Annotated in this window: 18 protein-coding genes; 10 read left to right on the top strand and 8 right to left on the bottom strand. The window is 72.1% G+C overall.

The genetic code is table 11. The features are described from left to right. The first annotated feature begins 62 nt into the window (after positions 1 to 62). Complete coding sequence (locus tag ABTZ58_RS32520; protein WP_351364612.1) at positions 63 to 1,457, top strand: ABC transporter ATP-binding protein; 1,395 nt, start codon at positions 63 to 65, stop codon at positions 1,455 to 1,457. Then, entirely contained in the window at positions 1,454 to 2,326 is an 873-nt protein-coding gene (locus ABTZ58_RS32515) for an ABC transporter permease subunit (RefSeq protein ID WP_351364609.1), read from the top strand. Before ABTZ58_RS32520 ends, ABTZ58_RS32515 begins: the two co-directional genes overlap by 4 nt. A 6-nt stretch (positions 2,327 to 2,332) precedes the next feature. Here the strand turns inward: ABTZ58_RS32515 and ABTZ58_RS32510 are convergent, their stop codons facing one another. Continuing rightward, positions 2,333 to 2,662 (bottom strand): Rv1322 family protein, encoded by a 330-nt coding sequence (locus tag ABTZ58_RS32510; protein ID WP_351364606.1) that lies wholly within the window; start codon positions 2,660 to 2,662, stop codon positions 2,333 to 2,335. Between the two features lie 271 nt (positions 2,663 to 2,933). On the opposite strand from ABTZ58_RS32510, the gene ABTZ58_RS32505 reads away from it, so the two are divergent. Continuing rightward, positions 2,934 to 3,962 carry an LLM class flavin-dependent oxidoreductase gene (locus tag ABTZ58_RS32505; protein WP_351364603.1) on the top strand — a complete coding sequence of 343 codons (1,029 nt, stop codon included), beginning with the start codon at positions 2,934 to 2,936 and terminating at the stop codon, positions 3,960 to 3,962. Positions 3,963 to 4,046: 84 nt separating this feature from the next. Here ABTZ58_RS32505 and ABTZ58_RS32500 read toward each other — a convergent pair whose 3' ends face one another. Next, positions 4,047 to 4,439: an SCO5389 family protein gene (locus tag ABTZ58_RS32500; RefSeq protein WP_351364600.1), complete on the bottom strand. Its 393-nt coding sequence runs from the start codon at positions 4,437 to 4,439 to the stop codon at positions 4,047 to 4,049. A 252-nt stretch (positions 4,440 to 4,691) separates the two neighbouring features. On the opposite strand from ABTZ58_RS32500, the gene nucS reads away from it, so the two are divergent. Beyond that, positions 4,692 to 5,363 (top strand): endonuclease NucS, encoded by a 672-nt coding sequence (gene nucS, locus ABTZ58_RS32495; protein ID WP_351364597.1) that lies wholly within the window; start codon positions 4,692 to 4,694, stop codon positions 5,361 to 5,363. Between the two features lie 63 nt (positions 5,364 to 5,426). Here the strand turns inward: nucS and ABTZ58_RS32490 are convergent, their stop codons facing one another. The 4 genes from ABTZ58_RS32490 to ABTZ58_RS32475 form a co-directional block, all read right to left on the bottom strand. Then, positions 5,427 to 7,931 carry an ATP-binding protein gene (locus ABTZ58_RS32490; protein ID WP_351364594.1) on the bottom strand — a complete coding sequence of 835 codons (2,505 nt, stop codon included), beginning with the start codon at positions 7,929 to 7,931 and terminating at the stop codon, positions 5,427 to 5,429. A 266-nt stretch (positions 7,932 to 8,197) separates the two neighbouring features. Further along, positions 8,198 to 8,521, bottom strand: coding sequence for an STAS domain-containing protein (locus ABTZ58_RS32485; RefSeq protein ID WP_003993003.1), 324 nt, complete (start codon positions 8,519 to 8,521; stop codon positions 8,198 to 8,200). Between the two features lie 151 nt (positions 8,522 to 8,672). Next, positions 8,673 to 9,521, bottom strand: coding sequence for a 3-hydroxyacyl-CoA dehydrogenase family protein (locus ABTZ58_RS32480; protein WP_309094267.1), 849 nt, complete (start codon positions 9,519 to 9,521; stop codon positions 8,673 to 8,675). A 129-nt stretch (positions 9,522 to 9,650) separates the two neighbouring features. After that, positions 9,651 to 10,289 carry a TetR/AcrR family transcriptional regulator gene (locus ABTZ58_RS32475; RefSeq protein ID WP_351364589.1) on the bottom strand — a complete coding sequence of 213 codons (639 nt, stop codon included), beginning with the start codon at positions 10,287 to 10,289 and terminating at the stop codon, positions 9,651 to 9,653. An 81-nt stretch (positions 10,290 to 10,370) separates the two neighbouring features. On the opposite strand from ABTZ58_RS32475, the gene ABTZ58_RS32470 reads away from it, so the two are divergent. From ABTZ58_RS32470 to ABTZ58_RS32460, 3 genes are read left to right on the top strand one after another with little or no spacing between them, the layout of a single operon-like run. After that, positions 10,371 to 11,153: an ABC transporter ATP-binding protein gene (locus ABTZ58_RS32470; protein ID WP_351364586.1), complete on the top strand. Its 783-nt coding sequence runs from the start codon at positions 10,371 to 10,373 to the stop codon at positions 11,151 to 11,153. Positions 11,154 to 11,163: 10 nt separating this feature from the next. Continuing rightward, the gene (locus ABTZ58_RS32465; protein WP_351364583.1) at positions 11,164 to 11,913 is read left to right on the top strand and encodes an ABC transporter permease; all 750 of its coding nucleotides are present in this window, start codon (positions 11,164 to 11,166) and stop codon (positions 11,911 to 11,913) included. Positions 11,914 to 11,926: 13 nt separating this feature from the next. Further along, entirely contained in the window at positions 11,927 to 12,499 is a 573-nt protein-coding gene (locus tag ABTZ58_RS32460; RefSeq protein WP_351364580.1) for a cob(I)yrinic acid a,c-diamide adenosyltransferase, read from the top strand. On the opposite strand, the gene ABTZ58_RS32455 is transcribed toward ABTZ58_RS32460, so the two are convergent. Then, a complete protein-coding gene (locus tag ABTZ58_RS32455; RefSeq protein WP_351364578.1) occupies positions 12,496 to 12,621 on the bottom strand; it encodes a DUF5708 family protein in 126 nt (41 codons plus the stop codon). The two genes, ABTZ58_RS32460 and ABTZ58_RS32455, sit on opposite strands and share 4 nt — an antisense overlap. Continuing rightward, positions 12,618 to 13,205: a hypothetical protein gene (locus tag ABTZ58_RS32450; RefSeq protein WP_351364575.1), complete on the bottom strand. Its 588-nt coding sequence runs from the start codon at positions 13,203 to 13,205 to the stop codon at positions 12,618 to 12,620. The genes ABTZ58_RS32455 and ABTZ58_RS32450 overlap by 4 nt, the downstream gene beginning before the upstream one ends. 152 nt (positions 13,206 to 13,357) lie before the next feature. Between ABTZ58_RS32450 and ABTZ58_RS32445 the strand changes: the two genes are divergently transcribed. The 3 genes from ABTZ58_RS32445 (at position 13,358) to ABTZ58_RS32435 (ending at position 17,161) form a co-directional block, all read left to right on the top strand. Next, positions 13,358 to 14,563, top strand: coding sequence for a sensor histidine kinase (locus tag ABTZ58_RS32445; RefSeq protein ID WP_351364572.1), 1,206 nt, complete (start codon positions 13,358 to 13,360; stop codon positions 14,561 to 14,563). After that, complete coding sequence (locus tag ABTZ58_RS32440) at positions 14,560 to 15,201, top strand: response regulator (RefSeq protein WP_351364569.1); 642 nt, start codon at positions 14,560 to 14,562, stop codon at positions 15,199 to 15,201. The genes ABTZ58_RS32445 and ABTZ58_RS32440 overlap by 4 nt, the downstream gene beginning before the upstream one ends. A 133-nt stretch (positions 15,202 to 15,334) precedes the next feature. Continuing rightward, complete coding sequence (locus tag ABTZ58_RS32435) at positions 15,335 to 17,161, top strand: glycosyl hydrolase family 18 protein (protein WP_351364566.1); 1,827 nt, start codon at positions 15,335 to 15,337, stop codon at positions 17,159 to 17,161. The last annotated feature ends 140 nt before the right edge of the window (positions 17,162 to 17,301 follow it).

Raw genomic sequence — 17,301 nt, 5'->3', positions numbered from 1 at the left:
TCCTCCTAACCCTTACGGGGGCGTGTGCCCCGCTGTCCTGAACCTTGCGATGGGTGCGGAGCATGATCGAAGCAGTCGGCCTGACGAAGCGCTACGGCGACAAGACCGCTGTGTACAACCTTTCCTTCCAGGTGCGGCCGGGCGCCGTCACGGGCTTCCTCGGGCCGAACGGTTCGGGCAAGTCGACGACGATGCGGATGATCCTCGGGCTGGACAACCCGACGGCCGGGCAGGTGACGATCGGCGGTTATCCCTACCGCAGGCTGCCCAACGCCGCCCGTCAGGTCGGTGCCCTGCTGGACGCCAAGGCCGTGCACGGCGGCCGCTCCGCCCGCAACCACCTGCTGTCCCTGGCCCAGCTGTCGGGCATCCCGGCCCGGCGGGTGGACGAGGTGCTCGGGGTCGTCGGTCTGCAGGACGTTGCCAAGAAGCGGTCCAAGGGCTTCTCGCTCGGCATGGGGCAGCGGCTCGGCATCGCCGCGGCGCTGCTCGGGGACCCGCAGGTGCTGCTGTTCGACGAGCCGGTCAACGGCCTCGACCCCGAGGGCATCCTCTGGGTGCGGAACCTGATGAAGGCGCTCGCCGCGGAGGGCCGGACGGTCTTCGTCTCCTCCCACCTGATGAGCGAGATGGCCCTGACCGCCGACCACCTCATCGTCATCGGGCGCGGTCAGCTGCTCGCCGACATGAGCGTCACGGACTTCATCTCGGCGAACTCCGCCGACTTCGCGCGGGTGCGCACGCCGGACTCGGAGCCGCAGCAGCGGGAGAAGCTGTCGTCGGCGCTCACCGAGGCGGGCGGGCACGTGCTGCCCGAGCAGGACGGCGCGCTGCGCGTGACGGGACTGCCGCTGCCGCGCATCAGCGACATCGCACACCTCAGCGACGTCCGGCTGTGGGAGCTGTCGCCGCACCAGGCCTCGCTGGAGGAGGCGTACATGCGGATGACGCAGGGCGCGGTCGACTACCGCTCGACCATCGACCAGAAGGAAGGCCTGCAGCAGCCGCTGCCGCCCGGTGTGCAGCCGCCGATGCCGGTACCGGGCCAGGGACAGCCGGGGTGGTACGCCCCGCCGCCGCCCCAGCAGGGCGGGCAGCCGTTCCCGATGCCGCCGCAGGGCGCCCCGGGACCGGCCCCGGCGGGACCGTACGGGGCCGCCCAGGACCCCTCCGGGCCGGGCAGCCCCAACCCGTACGCCCAGCCCGCGCCCCAGCCGGTCCAGACGCCCCAGGGTGCCCCGCAGAGCGCCCCGCAGCCCGCGCCGCAGGTCGGGGCCGACCGGCCGGCTGACGCCTCCGTGGCGCCCGCGCCGCAGGCCCCGGCGGGTCAGGCCCACGCCGGCGCTCCGGCCGCGCCGCAGGCGGACGCGGCACCCGCGCCCCGGCCCGCCGCCGCGCCGTCCGCTCCAGCCGCCGCCCCGACCGCCGACCTGACCAAGCCCGAGGACGCCCGATGAGCAGCCCCCAGTCCCAGATGCCGCAGGCCGCGCCCGCCTGGCCGGCGGCGCCCGGCACCGCGTTTCCGTCCGGCTACACCTCGCCGATCCCCATCGTGCGCACGCACCTCGGGAACGCCATCGCGTCCGAGTGGACGAAGATCAGGTCGGTGCGCTCCACCCTGTGGACGCTCGGCGTGTTCGTCCTGCTCGTCATCGGCATCGGCACGCTGACCGGCGTGGTGGTGGCCAACTCCGACCCGGCCCTGGGCGGCGAGAGCCCGCTCGGCCTGGGGTTCTTCGGGTTGCTCCTGGGCAGCATGTGCATCATCACGCTGGGCGTGCTGACCACGGCCTCGGAGTACGGCACGGGCATGATCCGCACCACGATGGTCGCCTGCCCGAGCCGCGGCCGGGTACTGGCGGCGAAGGCCGTGGTGTTCTTCCTGGTCGCGTTCGTCGTGACGCTGGTGTCCGCGGCCCTCGTGGCCGTCATGCACGTGGCGATGCTGGAGGGCGACGGCGCCAGGTCCCCCTCCGGTGGTGAGTGGCTGAAGGCCACGGTCGGCATCGCCGCCTACGTCGCGTTGCTCGGCCTGCTCTCGCTGGCCGTCGGCTCGATCATCCGGCACTCGGCGGGCGCCATCACCATCATGATCGGCGCCGTCCTGGCCCCGCTGGTGATCGCGCTGTTCATGTTCGCGGAGTCGCTGCAGGACGTCCGCGACGCGCTGTTCGAGTACTCGATCCCGAACCAGCTCAGCGTCTTCTACTCCAACTCCCTCAGCACGTCCGGCCCGTCCGGCTGGGACCCGCTGTGGATCATGCTCGGCGCCACGGCCGTCGCCTTCGCCGCCGCCTTCGCTCTGCTGGAGAAGCGGGACGTCTGAGTCCGGTCAGAACCTCGGCGCGTTACGGGACCGCCGCACCCCCGGGGTGCGGCGGTCCCGCGCGTTCCAGCAGGCCTTGTGCCAGTGCCGTCTGTCGTCGACGCCCGCGTGCTCGGCCCACGCCACCACGTGCGGCACCCCGTCGGGGATCAACTGGTCGCACCCGGGGCAGCGGTAGGACTTGCCCTGCGCGCTGGCGCCGGCCACGTGCCGCACGCTCCAGTTCTCGCCCCGCCAGTGCTCCGAGGACTGCCAGCCGCCGTAGCGGCCGTTCTCGTCCTCGGCAGTCCGGCCGGACGATCCGGCGCCCTTGGGTCGGTTACGACGCGGGGACACGGGACACCTCTCGGGGCTATACAGGAAGCGGGCCGTGTCCAGCCTACGCGGCGCACGGCGGGGTACGCGTACGGCACCAATCGCCACAAGTCCCTCCCGGGCGGGGCGGGCTCTCCCCCGGACCCGCCCGCGGGGTCTGCCGAATCCCTCGCGGAGCGCCGCATTCTGCAGACAATCCGCAAATTGCCCCGGCCGGCCGTGTCCTCGGCACGTGTCAGACGGTTATGCCCTGTGGGGAGCTCCGTGTCGGAGCCAAGGAAGCAGGAAAGCAATGCGCGTTGGAAGTTTCGTGTTGGCAGCCCAGTTCCCCGGTCAGGGCGAGGGAGAGGCGCTGCACCGCGCGGTCCGCTCGGCCGAGGTGGCCGAGGAGGCCGGGCTCGACACGGTCTGGCTGGCCGAACACCACTTCGTGCCGTACGGCACGTGCCCGTCGGCCATCACCCTGGCCGCCTTCCTGCTGGGCCGCACCCGCCGTGTCCGGGTCGGTACGGCGGTCAGCGTGCTGCCCACCGTCCACCCCGTGGCCCTCGGCGAACAGGCGGCGCTGTTGCACCACACGAGCGGCGGCCGTTTCACGCTCGGCGTCGGGCGCGGTGGCCCGTGGGTCGACCTGGAGGTGTTCGGCGCGGGCCTGGAGGCCTACGAGAAGGGGTTCCCGGAGTCCCTTGACGTCCTGCGGCGGTGGCTGCGCGAGCCGTCCGTGGCGGCCGACGGGGAGCGGTACCGCTTCCGTGAAGTCCCGGTGGTGCCCCGGCCCTCGGAGGCACTCACCGAGGTCGCCGGACCCGAGCTCGTCGTCGCCTGTACGTCGCCGGCGAGTGTGCGGCTGGCGGCCGAGCGCGGGCTGTCGATGCTCCTCGGGATGCACGTGGGGGACGAGGAGAAGGCGGAGATGGTCGCCCTGTGGCGGCGGTACGCGCGGTGGTCCGGGCGGCCGGCGGAGGAGATCCACCGCGCCTCCCATGTCTCGGCCGGTGTCTGCCAGATCGGGGACCGGAGGATCGACGCGGCGGAGACGCTGCTGAAGGCCATGCCGGGCTGGCTGAAGCAGGGCCTGGAGGCCCATGTCACGGTCGACGGGCGCACGCGCCGGATGCGCGACCCCCTGGCGTACACCGAACTGCTCTGCGGGCTGCACCCGGTGGGCACCCCGCGGCTGTGCGCGGACCGGCTGGCGGCGACCAGCGAGCGGACGGGCATCACCCGCTTCGCGCTGCTGGTCGAGGGCTCCGGGGACCTGGCGGCGACCGAGGAGAACGTACGGCGGCTGGGGGCCGAGGTGCTCCCCCAACTCGTCTGAGGACGCGGTGACTTCCTGGGGGCTTGCCGCTCCGGTACAGCACTGCACCTCCCCCGTACGGAGCGGCAAGCAAGCGGCGCCGCGTCAGCAGTCCCGGAACTCGGGCGACTGGTTCAGCACCTGACTGCGGATCGAGGTGAAGCGGGTCAGCGTCTCGTCGACCGAGGAGTCAAGCGGGAACACGGCCACCCGGTGGCAGTTCTGGAAGGCCAGGCGCACACCGAAGTGCCGTTGCAGCGCGCCGCGTATCGCGTCGCTCGCAAGCGCACGCAGCAGCTGGCCGCGTGCCTGCTCGTCCGGTGGGGGCGTCTGGTTGTCGGCGAACGTGCCGCCGTCCACCTTCAGCTGGGCCACCAGGGAGCTGATCATCTCCCACGCATAGGGCAGGGAGGTCCGGACGCAGTCGACGAATTCCGCTTCGTCGACCTCGCCTCGCTCGGCCTGATCGAGTAGGGCCGGTGAGACGTCGAGCGACATGAGTTCTCCTCTCGCACCCCCAAGGAGCAGGGGTTGCCTGACAGATGAGGGAGAGCGCGATACCGGACACGCTGCGTACACGCACCGCGACCTCCCGTTCATACCGTAAGCAACGGCCGGGGGCGGCACCAGGAAAATGCGCAGATGAGACACTCCCAGTGAGCACACCGTGCACACAATCGGCCATTACCGAACACGTGTTTTCCAGGGCGAATCGCGTGGACCGGCGCCCGTCGAGTAGCGTTGCCGACCATGCGTCTCGTCATTGCCCGCTGCTCCGTGGACTACGCCGGGCGGCTCACCGCCCACCTTCCCTCGGCCCCGCGCCTGATCCTGGTGAAGGCGGACGGCAGCGTCTCGATCCACGCCGACGACCGGGCCTACAAGCCCCTGAACTGGATGTCGCCGCCCTGCACCCTGAAGGAGGGCACCGGCGAGGATGAGGGCGTCTGGACCGTCATCAACAAGGCGGGCGAGAAGCTCATCATCACGATGGAGGAAGTCCTCCACGACTCCTCGCACGAACTGGGCGTCGATCCGGGCCTGATCAAGGACGGCGTGGAAGCGCACCTGCAAGAGCTGCTCGCCGACCGCATCGAGACACTCGGCGAGGGCTACACGCTCATCCGCCGCGAGTACCCGACGGCCATCGGCCCGGTGGACATCCTGTGCCGGGACGCCGACGGGGGGACCGTCGCCGTGGAGATCAAGCGGCGCGGTGAGATCGACGGTGTGGAGCAGCTGACGCGCTACCTGGAGCTGCTGAACCGCGATCCCCATCTCGCCCCGGTGCGCGGCATCTTCGCGGCTCAGGAGATCAAGCCCCAGGCCCGCGTCCTCGCGACCGACCGGGGCATCGGCTGCCAGGTCCTCGACTACGACGCCCTGCGCGGCATCGAGGACGACAAGCTGCGCCTGTTCTGACCCCTCCACGCACGAAGGGGCCGGGTCCGCTGAGCGGACCCGGCCCCTTCGTGCGTACGGGCGTCAGATCACCGACGGGGAGCCGCTCGGCGCCCCCGAGCCGCCCTCCGGCGCGCTCGCCGAGGTGCTGGCGGGGGCGCTGGAGGCCGGGCCGCTCGCCGAGTTGGACGTGGACGGCGAGGACGGCGGGTCGGACGTCGGGGGCTCCGAGGTGGGCGGGTCGGACGTCGGCGGGTCCGACGTGGGCGGCTCGGACGTCGTCGGCGGCTTCGACGTCGTCGGCGGCTTCGACGAGGACGGCGGCTTCGACGAGGACGGCGGCTTCGAGGACGACGGCGGCTTCGACGGTGACGCGGAATCGCTCGGGTCCGCCGAGCCGCTCGGGGAGCCGGTCGGGGTCGGATCGTCCGAGGTGCCCAGCGTGCCGTCCGGGCCCGGGTCGGTGGGACGGCCGGTCGCGGCGCCGGGGCCGCCGTCGCCGTCGTTGGCCGCGGGGTCGGCGCCCAGGCTGCCGTCGCCCACGCCCTGGCTGGCCGAGGGGTTAACGCCCACCTGGTCGGAGGGCACGTTCGGCTCGTTGTCGGAGGTGGCGCCGAGCGTCACGACCGTGCCGAGCACGGCGACGAGCAGGGCGCCCGCACCGGCGGCCACGAGGTTGCGCCGGGCCAGCCCCTTGAGCCCGCCCCGGGCCTTGCGGGAGGGCGCGGGGGAACTGCGGTGGGTGATCAGGGCCGGGGTCGTGGGCGGCTGGAGCGTCGGGAAGGCTGCCGGGACACCGCCGGAGGGCGACGCCGACTCCTCGTACCGGGCGTCGGGCACCTCCTCCGCCGCGGTCGGCCCGAGCCCGATCGGCGTGCCCGAGCGGTCGGCGACCAGGGCGAGGGCCCGCCGGCCCGCGACCGTGCCGCGCTTGTCGGAGAGGGCGCCGCGCAGGCCGATGGAGGTTTCCAGTTCGCTGCGGGCCCGGTCGAGGCTGCCGCCGCACAGGGCGAGGATGCCGAGCTCGTGGTGGAAGTAGGCCTGTTCGGCGACGTCCCCGGCGAGCCGGGCGGCTTCGGCGCCGGCCCGCAGGGTCCGCTCCCAGGCGCTCCAGTGCAGTCCGGCGGCGAACGCGGGCGCGGCGGTGCGGGCCAGGTGCACGGCCGCGCTCTCCTCGCCCTCGGTGGCCGAAGTGGCGAGCGGCCCGAGCACGGTGAGGGCGGCGAGGAGCGCGTCGGCCTCGGCGCACACACGCTCGGGAGTGACCGAGGGGTGCCCGGCCCACCAGGAGTAGTGCTGGGCGGCGCTGCGGGCGCAGGCCTCGGCCTCGTCGGCGTATCCGGCGGCCTCCAGCTGCGCGGGGACGCCCGCGGCGAGCCGGTAGCGGGAGCCGACCGGGGAGACCAGTCCGCACGAGACCAGTTCGCCGAGCGCGGCGTCCGCGTGGGTGTCGCCGACCAGGGCGGGCAGATGCGCCTGGTGCGGGATCTCGCCGTCGAGGGCGACGGCGAACCGCAGCGTGGCCCGCGCGGAGGCGCTCAGCCGGGAGGCGAGCAGCGGCGCGGGCGCGGCGGCCTCGCCCAGCGAGGGCAGCGGTACGTCGTCATCCAGGTCGTACGCGCCCGCGGCGTCGGCCGGAGGGGCGTCCTCGAAGACGCCGAACTCGTCGACGGCCCCGGCGCCGGCGCGCAGCCGGTCGCGCTGCCGCAGCAGGGCACCGGCCTGGACGAACCGCAGGGGCAGGCCCTCGGACTCGAACCAGAGGTCGCCCGCCCAGTTGGACTCCTCCTCGGTGAGGGGCCGGCCGACGGCGTGCTCCAGCAGGTCGAGTCCGTCCGCGCGCTCCAGGCCGCCGAGGAGGACCTCCTCGATCGCGGCGCCGGCGGACGGGGCGGGCACGTCCGGGGTGGCGCCGAGCAGGAAGGCGCACTCGGGGGTGGCGTCCAGCAACTCGTCGAGCGCGGCTCCGCCGAACTGCAGGTCGTCGAGGACGACGACGGCGCCGATCTCCCCGAGGTGGCTGAGCAGTTCGTCCCGGTCCGGGCGGTGCAGGGGGGCGCTGTACACCGCGTGGAACAGGTCGTACAGCAGATCCGCCGAGCTGCGGCCGAAGCCGTTGAGGCGGACCACCCCGTCGGGGGCGAGGTCCGCGCAGTCCTCGGCGACGAGGTCGAGCAGCCGCGTGCGGCCGGAGCCGGCCGGGCCGGTGAGGCGGACGGAGCGGCCGCGGGCGAGCAGGCGCACCAGTTGCTCGCGCTCGTCCTGCCGGGCGAGCAGCGGCAGGGCGGGCTGTGCGGGTCCGGCCGGGACGGGCGGCCGGGCCGCGCGCTCGGCCTCGGCGCGCTCGGCCGTGGTGAGCTTCACGGGCCGGGCGGGCCGCTCGGCGGGTGGGCAGGCTTCTATCTCGCTGCCGTCGACGGGGTTGACCGTCAGCAGGAAGTCGCCGGAGACGAGCTGCACCGTGCGGGCGAGCGCGGGCGCGTGCTGTCCGAAGTCGGGTGTGAGGGATTCCCGGGGCGGGCGCTGGCGCGGCCCCTGGCCGTCGCCTTCGTGGCCGTACTCCTCGGGTCCCCGGGTGTTCGGGTCCATAGGTCAAGCCCCCCAAAAGCGGGTGTGTGCTGTGAAAGCCCCTCCCGGCCTTGCTGCACACCGCGCTGTCGCTTCTGGTCCGGGCCCGCTAGAAGGGTGACAAGGCAGCGGGCAGCCGAACCCTAAACCTTCGCACAGTATCTACGACAGTCCGGGGTACCGCGGCGTCCGTAACGTCACGGTCTCGTGAGGATTGTGCGCGTCGCACGGTTCGACGACGTCCGTCCGGGTCTCCCCGGTCGCCCGGTTCACACCCGTACGCGGGGTCACACGCGGGGCAGTGTCTCCACCCCGATGCCCCCCTCGATCGCCAGGATTCGGTGCAGGCGTGTGGCCACCAGCAGGCGCTGCATCTGCGGCGGTACACCGCGCAGCACCAGGCGTCGGCCGCAGCGGCCGGCCCGCCGGTGGGCACCCATGATCACGCCCAGGCCGGTGGCGTCCCAGGAGTCCAGTTCGGACAGGTCGAGCACGAGGTCGCCGACGCCGTCGTCGACGGCCGAGTGCAGGACCGTACGGGCGTCCGCCGCGCTCCGGACGTCGAGGCGGCCCCCGACGACCAGCTCGGCGTGGTCGCCCCTGATGTGCATATGCGCTCCCCGTGCGTGCGAATCGTGCTCCGCGTTCTGGTTTTGGGTGATGCAACCTCTGACTGTGTGGAGGAGTCAGAGGTTGCTTCCTGTAAGCGAACCGATACCGAATTCACCCGGGGGTGTGATGCCCCCCGGGGCATGTGCGGTTTCAGTGCTTGTAGAAGCCCTGCCCGCTCTTGCGGCCGATGTCACCGGCGTCAACCATCCGGCGCATCGACTCGGGGGCGGCGAACTTCTCGTCCTGGGACTCGGTGTAGATGTTGTTCGTGGCGTGCAGCAGGATGTCGACGCCCGTCAGGTCCGCCGTGGCCAGCGGGCCCATGGCGTGGCCGAAGCCCAGCTTGCAGGCCAGGTCGATGTCCTCGGCGCTGGCCACGCCGGACTCCTGCAGCTTCGCGGCCTCGACGACCAGGGCGCAGATGAGGCGGGTCGTCACGAACCCGGCGACGTCGCGGTTGACGACGATGCAGGTCTTGCCGACCGACTCGGCGAACTCGCGGGCGGTGGCGAGGGTTTCGTCGCTGGTCTTGTAGCCGCGGACGAGTTCGCACAGCTGCATCATCGGCACCGGCGAGAAGAAGTGCGTGCCGACGACCCGCTCGGGACGCTCCGTCGCGGCCGCGATCTTGGTGATCGGGATGGCGGAGGTGTTGGAGGCGAGGATCGCCTCGTCCTTCACGATCTTGTCGAGCGCGCGGAAGATCTCGTGCTTGACTTCCAGCTTCTCGAACACGGCCTCGACGACGACGTCCGCGTCGGCCGCGGCGTCCAGGTCGGTGGTCGCGGTGATGCGGGCGAGGGCGGCGTCGGCGTCGTGCGCCTCCAGCCTGCCCTTGGCGACGAACTTGTCGTACGACGCCTTGATGCCGTCGGTGCCCCGCGTCAGCGCCTCGTCGGTGACGTCGCGCAGGACCACGTCCCAGCCCGCCTGTGCGGAGACTTGGGCGATGCCGGATCCCATGAGGCCGGCTCCGATGACGGCGAGCTTCCGTGCCACTGTGCGACTCCCCTGACGCGCTGCTTGTGTCTGCCTCTCGGGCGGACACTAGCGCTCGTGAGGGCCCGTGTGACCGGTAAGTAATGCGCGTCACGTCTCACATGACGGACGTCACACCGGCGAGGGTCATTACGCGCCACGGACGGCGTAGTTGAGCACCTGCTCGCTCAACAGGCCCTCGATGTCGTCGAGGAGCCCGAGCATCTCCCGGGATACTTCGCCCGGATTGCGCCCCCGGGCCATCTCGCGGCCGATCGAGGCGAAGAGGGTGCCGTGGACCCAGCAGATCTGACCGGCGATCAGCCCCGGCAGCGGGTCGCCGACCGCGGCACGGGTCTCCTCGCGGAGGGTCGCCTCCAGGTTCTCCTGGACCTCCTGCTGGATGCGCCACAGCCGGGAGCGCAGCGGCGGCGCCTCCTCGACGCACCGCATGAAGCGGTCGTAGCCCTCGATGAGGCCGATCCGGGGGGAGACGGCCTCGACCTCGGCGCGCAGTTCCCGCAGCACCGCCCGGGCGGCCGACTCCGCCGCGTCCCGGCCGCGCACCCAGCGGGAGAGCCGGTCGACGACCCCCGCGGAGCGGTCGAAGAAGAGGTCTTCCTTGGCCGGGAAGTAGTTGTAGACGGTGTTCACGGAGACGTCGGCCGCCTCCGCCACGTCCGCCATGGTCACGCTCACGAACCCGTGCTCCAGGAACAGCCCGGTGGCGATGTCGGAGATGCGCTGCCTGGTCTCGCGCTTCTTCCGTTCCCTGAGCCCTTCAGCCATGCCCGCATCCTAGCGTTCCCTGGGGTCTGCCAAATCTTGGGGGCATTGCAAAATTTGAGGCATTCTGTTTTTCTGGGCGGCATGGCAATCATCAGTACGGCCGGTCTGGCCCGTACCTTCACGACCAAGCGCGGCCCCGTCCAGGCCGTACGCGGCATCGACCTGACCGTCCGCGAGGGCGAGATCCTCGGCTTCCTCGGCCCGAACGGCGCCGGCAAGACGACGACCCTGCGGATGCTGACGACCCTGCTGGAGCCGACCGGCGGCGCCGCCACCGTCGCGGGCCACGACCTGGCGACCGACCCGGCCGGAGTGCGCCGGGCCTGCGGTTACGTGGCCCAGTCCGGCGGGGTCGACCCGCAGATCAGCGTGCGCGAGGAACTGGTCACCCAGGGGCGTCTGTACCGGCTGAGCCGGACGCGGGCCGCCGAGCGCGCCGAGGAGCTGGCCGGTGAGCTGGGCCTGGCCGAGCTGCTCGACCGCAAGTGCGGCGCGCTCTCCGGCGGGCAACGGCGGCGGCTGGACATCGCGATGGCGCTCACCCACCGCCCGAAGGTGCTGTTCCTGGACGAGCCGACGACCGGGCTCGACCCGGGCAGCCGCGCCGACCTGTGGGACCTGGTGCGGCGGCTGCGCGACGAGCAGGGCACCACCGTCTTCCTGACCACCCACTACCTCGACGAGGCCGACGCCCTCTCCGACCGGCTGGTGATCGTCGACCGGGGCGTGGTCGCCGCCGAGGGCACCCCGAGCGCGCTGAAGCTGCGGTACGGCGGCTCGCTCGACGCCTCGCTGAACGACACGTTCCTCGCCGTCACCGGCCGCAGCGCCACGCCCGCCGACACCGCCCCCGTAGCCGTCTAGGAAGTCACCGATGCTGCTCCACGACACGGCCCTCGTCTACGGCCGCTACCTGCGCCAGTCCCTGCGCTCACGCTTCGCGCTGCTGTTCGGCGTGCTGATGCCGCTGCTGTACCTGCTGTTCTTCGGCCCACTGCTGACCGGTCTGCCGCTCGACGAGCCGGGCAGCTCCTGGCAGGTCCTGGTCCCCGGGCTGCTGCTCCAACTGGGCCTGTTCGGGGCGTCGTTCGCGGGCTTCACCATCATCCTGGAGAAGGGGCAGGGAGTGGTCGAGCGGATGCGGGTGACCCCGGTCAGCCGGCTGGCCCTGCTGCTCGGGCGGGTGCTGCGGGAGGCCACGGTCTTCGTCTTCCAGGCCGTGCTGCTGGTGCTGGCGGCGGTGGCGATGGGCCTGCGGGCGCCGCTGGCCGGCGTCCTGATCGGCTTCGGCTTCGTCGCGTTGCTCACCGTGTCGCTGTCCGCGCTGTCGTACGCGCTGGCGATGAAGCTGAGCACCCCGCAGGGGTTCGGCCCGGCGGTCAACGCGCTGACGATGCCTTCGATGCTGCTGTCCGGCCTGATGCTGCCGATGTCCCTGGGGCCGGCGTGGCTGGACGTCCTGTCGCACCTCATGCCGTTCCGCTATCTGGTGGACGCGGTGCGCGACGCCTACGTCGGCAGCTACGCGACGGCCGACATGCTCCACGGCGTGCTGGTGGCCCTCGGCCTGACCGCGCTGTCCGTGACGGTGGGCACACGCGTGTTCCGATCCGCCGGGGCGTAACTACGCTGGCCGCATGGTCAATCTGACGCGCATCTACACGAGGACCGGCGACCAGGGCACGACCGCCCTCGGCGACATGAGCCGGGTCGCCAAAACGGACCTGCGGATCTCGGCGTACGCCGACGCCAACGAGGCGAACGCCGTGATCGGCACCGCGATCGCCCTGGGCGGCCTGGACGAGGAGGTCGTCGAGGTCCTCACCCGCGTGCAGAACGACCTGTTCGACGTGGGTGCGGACCTGTCCACGCCGGTGGTGGAGAACCCGGAGTACCCGCCGCTGCGGGTCGAGCAGTTCTACATCGACCGGCTGGAGGCCGACTGCGACCGCTTCAACGAGCGGCTGGACAAGCTCCGCTCCTTCATCCTGCCGGGCGGCACGGCGGGCGCGGCCCTGCTGCACCAGGCCTGCACGGTGGTCCGCCGGGCGGAACGCTCGACCTGGGCGGCCCTGGAGGTCCACGCCGAGACGATGAACCCCCTCACGGCGACCTACCTGAACCGCCTCTCCGACCTCCTGTTCATCCTCGCGAGGACGGCGAACAAGGAGGCCGGAGACGTGCTGTGGGTGCCCGGCGGGGAGCGCTAGGTCAGGCCCCGCGGCGTGCGGAGGCCGTTGGCGGAGAGGACCCCGCCGACGATCGTCATCACGACGCCGACCTCGGGCAGCGTGACGACACCCTCTGTCGCGTACTGCTTCGCCTCGCTCATCGGTGGAGCCTCTCCTTCGGGTCGGTGACCGCCTCCCCCGCGGGCTCGCCCGCAGGGGCCTTCCGCGGCCAGATCAGATAACTCAGCGCGACCAGGCCGTGGATCCCGGCCGCACGCCAGGCCACGTAGCGCCAGCTCTCCAGGGAGGTCACGCGGCTCGGGTCGTCCACGTACCAGATGGCGAGCTGCAGGAGCGCGGTCGCGACGGCGGCGCCCAGCACCGTGCCCAGCCAGACCCTGCCCTCGTGACGGGCCCGGGCCATGCCGTACTGCGGTGGCTTCCGGGGCGGCGGGGCCCCACCGAAGCGGTGGGCCGCGTGCCCGTCGAGCCACTTCACCGTGCGGTGGCCGTGACCGACGGTGTAGCCGATGTACAGCGCGGCCAGCCCGTGGGTCCAGTCGGGATCCGCGCCGTTCCTCAGGTCCAGCGCGGTGGCGACCAGCAGGACGACCTCCAGCAGCGGCTCGCACAGCAGCAGCGCCAGCCCCGTACGCGGCATGCGCAGCAGGTAGCGGAAGGCCAGCCCGGCCGCCAGCAGCACCCAGAAGCCGATCTCACAGGCGGCGATCAAGGCGACGATCACGGTTCGCTCCTCTCGGTCACCCTTCCAGGCTCCCGGGCGGCGCGGCCGGAATCGTCGTCGCGCGTGACGAACCCTCGGTACATCTAAAGATGCAGCCCAGGACCCTTCGCGGGAATCAGGCGCGGGGCACGGCGGCCGTGTTGGATGGGGCCATGGCCGCACGCTTCCCCCGCCCCCGCCGCTTCGACGTCCACGTCGCGCTGGGCGGTCTGCTCGGCGGGCTGCTGCTGTGGGGTGTCGGCCTGGCCACCCGTACGCACACCGAGCCGTACGTGCTCCTGCCCGGGCGCTGGCCCCTGCTGCTGCCGCTGGTGGTCATGGCGGGCTGCGAGCTGCTGCGCCGCAGCGCCCCCCGCGCCGCCCTGCTGATCGGCACCCCCGCGCTGGTGCTGGACCTCGTCACCCAGGGCAACCTGGTCACGATCCTGCTGTACACCGACCTGATGTACGCGGCCGTCCTGTACGGGCCGCCCGCCTCGGCCCACCGCATCCCGCGGATCACCGGGCTGCTCACGGTGGCCGGGGCCGTGGTGCCGTTCGCGATCTGGCGCGAGCCCGAAGCGCTGCTCATCGGCGTGCTCACCGGCCTGGTCACCTTCGGGCCCGCCGCCACCGGCCTGATCGTCCGCAACCACCGCGACGCCGCGGAGGCGGCCCGGCTGCGCGCCGAGCAGACCGCGCTGCTCGCCGAGATGGACCGCACCCAGGCCGTCACCGCCGAGCGGGCCCGGATGGCCCGCGAACTGCACGACATGGTCGCCAACCACCTCTCCGCGATCGCCATCCACTCCACGGCCGCCCTCTCCCTCCAGGACGCCAGGACCTCGCAGGAGGCGCTGATGGTCATCCGCGAGAACAGCGTCGAGGGACTCGCGGAGATGCGGCGGCTCATCGGGATCCTGCGCGACTCCAGCGGCGACACCGAACCGGTCGCCGCCCCCACCCTCGACGGCCTCGGCGCCCTGGTGGACAACGCCCGCACCAACGGCCTCGACGTCAGCCTCGACGCGGCCCTCGACGCGGCCCGGGGCGCGGTGCCGGCACCGGTGGAGCTCGCCGCCTACCGCATCGTCCAGGAGTCCCTCACCAACGCCCTCAAGCACGCCGGCGCCGGCCGGGTCACCGTGTCCCTGGCCCGCTGCGACGGAGTCCTGACGGTCCAGGTGACCAGCCCCTACGGCGACCGCGACGGGCCCACGGCCCCCGGCTCGGGAGCCGGCCTGGTCGGCATGCGGGAGCGCGCCGCGCTGCTGGACGGCACCTTCGAGGCCGGCCCCGAGGACTCGCCGGACGGCAGGATCTGGGCCGTCCGCGCCGCCCTGCCCGTCAGCGACACCGCCGAAGGAGACACCGCATGATCCGCGTCCTGGTCGCCGAGGACCAGTCGGCCGTCCGCGCAGGCCTGGTCCTCATCCTGCGCAGCGCGCCCGACATCGAGGTGGTCGGCGAGGCGCCGGACGGCGAGCGGGCGGTGGCGCTGGCCCGCGAGCTGCGGCCCGACCTGGTGCTGATGGACGTTCAGATGCCCCGTCTGGACGGGGTGTCGGCCACCCGGCAGGTCGTCGCCGAAGGGCTCGCGGACGTGCTCGTGCTGACCACCTTCGATCTCGACGCGTACGTGTTCGGGGCGCTGCGCGCGGGCGCGGCCGGCTTCCTGCTGAAGAACACCGAGGCGCGGGACCTGCTGGAGGCGGTCAGGACGGTCGCGCGCGGGGAAGGGCTCATCGCCCCCGCGGTCACCCGGCGGCTGATCGCGGAGTTCGCCGCGAAGCCGGCCCGGGAGCCCGCGGCCGACCCGGCGGTGCTGGACCGGCTGACCCGCCGTGAGCGCGAGGTGCTGTCCTGCCTGGGTGAGGGACTGTCCAACGCGGGCATCGCCGAGCGGCTCGACATGGCGGAGGCGACGGTGAAGACGCACGTCAGCCGCCTGCTGGCGAAGCTGGAGCTGCGCAGCCGGGTGCAAGCTGCGGTGCTCGCGCAGGAGTTGGGGATCTGATCCGGCCCTGATCACAGCGCGTCGCGGTGGTCCAGACCTATTGACCGGTGGTCCAGACCTTTCTATTCTCACCGCACCATGTGTGGCGTGAGGCTCAGTCACGCCCCCCACAACTCCATCAAGGAGGCGCAGCATGCGCTTCAGACACAGAGCCGCGGCAGGGTTCGCGACCCTGTTGCTCCCCTTCGCCGGCCTCGTCGGCCTGGCGAGCCCGGCCCAGGCAGCGACGTCCGCCACCGCGACCTACGCCAAGACCCAGGACTGGGGCTCCGGCTTCGAGGGCAAGTGGACGGTGAAGAACACCGGCACCACCGCCCTCAGCTCCTGGACCGTCGAGTGGGACTTCCCCTCCGGCACCTCCGTCACCTCCGCCTGGGACGCCGACGTCACCTCCTCCGGCACCCACTGGACCGCGAAGAACAAGTCCTGGAACGGCACCCTCGCCCCCGGGGCCTCCGTCACCTTCGGCTTCAACGGCTCCGGCTCCGGCTCCCCCGCCAACTGCAAACTCAACGGCGGCAGCTGCGACGGCGGCACCACCGAGCCCGGCGACAGCGCGCCGAGCGCCCCCGGCACCCCGACCGCCTCCGGCATCACCGACACCTCGGTGAAGCTGAGCTGGTCCGCCGCCACCGACGACAAGGGCGTCAAGAACTACGACGTCCTGCGCGACGGCGCCAAGGTCGCCACCGTGACGACGACCTCGTACACGGACACCGGCCTGACCAAGGGCACGGACTACTCCTACTCCGTGCAGGCGCGCGACACCGCCGACCAGACCGGCCCGGTCAGCGGCTCCGTCCGCGTCCGCACCACCGGCGGCACCACCGAGCCCCCGCCCACCGGCGACAAGGTCAAGCTCGGCTACTTCACCGAGTGGGGCGTCTACGGCCGCAACTACCACGTCAAGAACCTCGTGACGTCGGGCACCGCGTCGAAGATCACCCACATCAACTACGCGTTCGGCAACGTCAAGAACGGTCAGTGCACCGTCGACGACACCTACGCCGCCTACGACAAGGCCTACACCGCCGACCAGTCCGTCAGCGGCACCGCCGACACCTGGGACCAGCCGCTGCGCGGCAACTTCAACCAGCTGCGCCAGCTGAAGGCGAAGTACCCGCACATCAAGGTGCTGTACTCCTTCGGCGGCTGGACCTACTCCGGCGGCTTCGGCCAGGCCGCGCAGAACGCCGCCGCGTTCGCCAAGTCCTGCAAGGCCGTCGTGGAGGACCCGCGCTGGGCCGACGTCTTCGACGGCATCGACATCGACTGGGAGTACCCGAACGCCTGCGGCCTGACCTGCGACACGTCCGGTCCGGCGGCCTTCAAGACCCTCTCCCAGGCGCTGCGCAACGAGTTCGGCCCGGACTACCTGGTCACCGCGGCCATCACCGCCGACGGCTCCTCCGGCGGCAAGATCGACGCGGCCGACTACGGCGGTGCCGCACAGTACCTCGACTGGTACAACGTGATGACCTACGACTACTTCGGCGCCTTCGACAAGGACGGCCCGACCGCCCCGCACTCCCCGCTCACCTCGTACCCGGGCATCCCGCAGGACGGCTTCAACTCGGCCGACGCCATCGCCAAGCTCAAGGCGAAGGGCGTCCCCGCCAAGAAGCTGCTGCTCGGCATCGGCTTCTACGGCCGCGGCTGGACCGGAGTCACCCAGTCCGCCCCGGGCGGCTCGGCCACCGGCGCGGCTCCGGGCACGTACGAGGCGGGCATCGAGGACTACAAGATCCTGAAGAACTCCTGCCCGGCCACCGGCACCATCGCCGGCACGGCGTACGCCCACTGCGGCAGCAACTGGTGGTCGTACGACACCCCGGCGACCATCGCGGGCAAGATGAGCTGGGCCAAGAACCAGGGCCTGGGCGGCGCGTTCTTCTGGGAGTTCAGCGGCGACACCGCCAACGGAGAACTGGCGACCGCGATCGACAGCGGCCTCAAGTAGACCGCTTCACAAGGAAGTTCGAAGGGCCATAGGTCCTAAGCGACATTGACGCTCCCCCAGACTTCGTCCGGGGGGACCCCACGCAGCGGGTGAACGGGGGTCGCCCACGTGAACCCCGGTCCGGGGGGGGGCGCCCCCAC

The organism is Streptomyces sp. NPDC094143 (assembly GCF_040303825.1).
GTDB lineage: Bacteria > Actinomycetota > Actinomycetes > Streptomycetales > Streptomycetaceae > Streptomyces.
The sequence above is the reverse complement of the archived record's forward strand: the minus strand, read 5'-3'. Positions and strand labels throughout refer to the sequence as shown.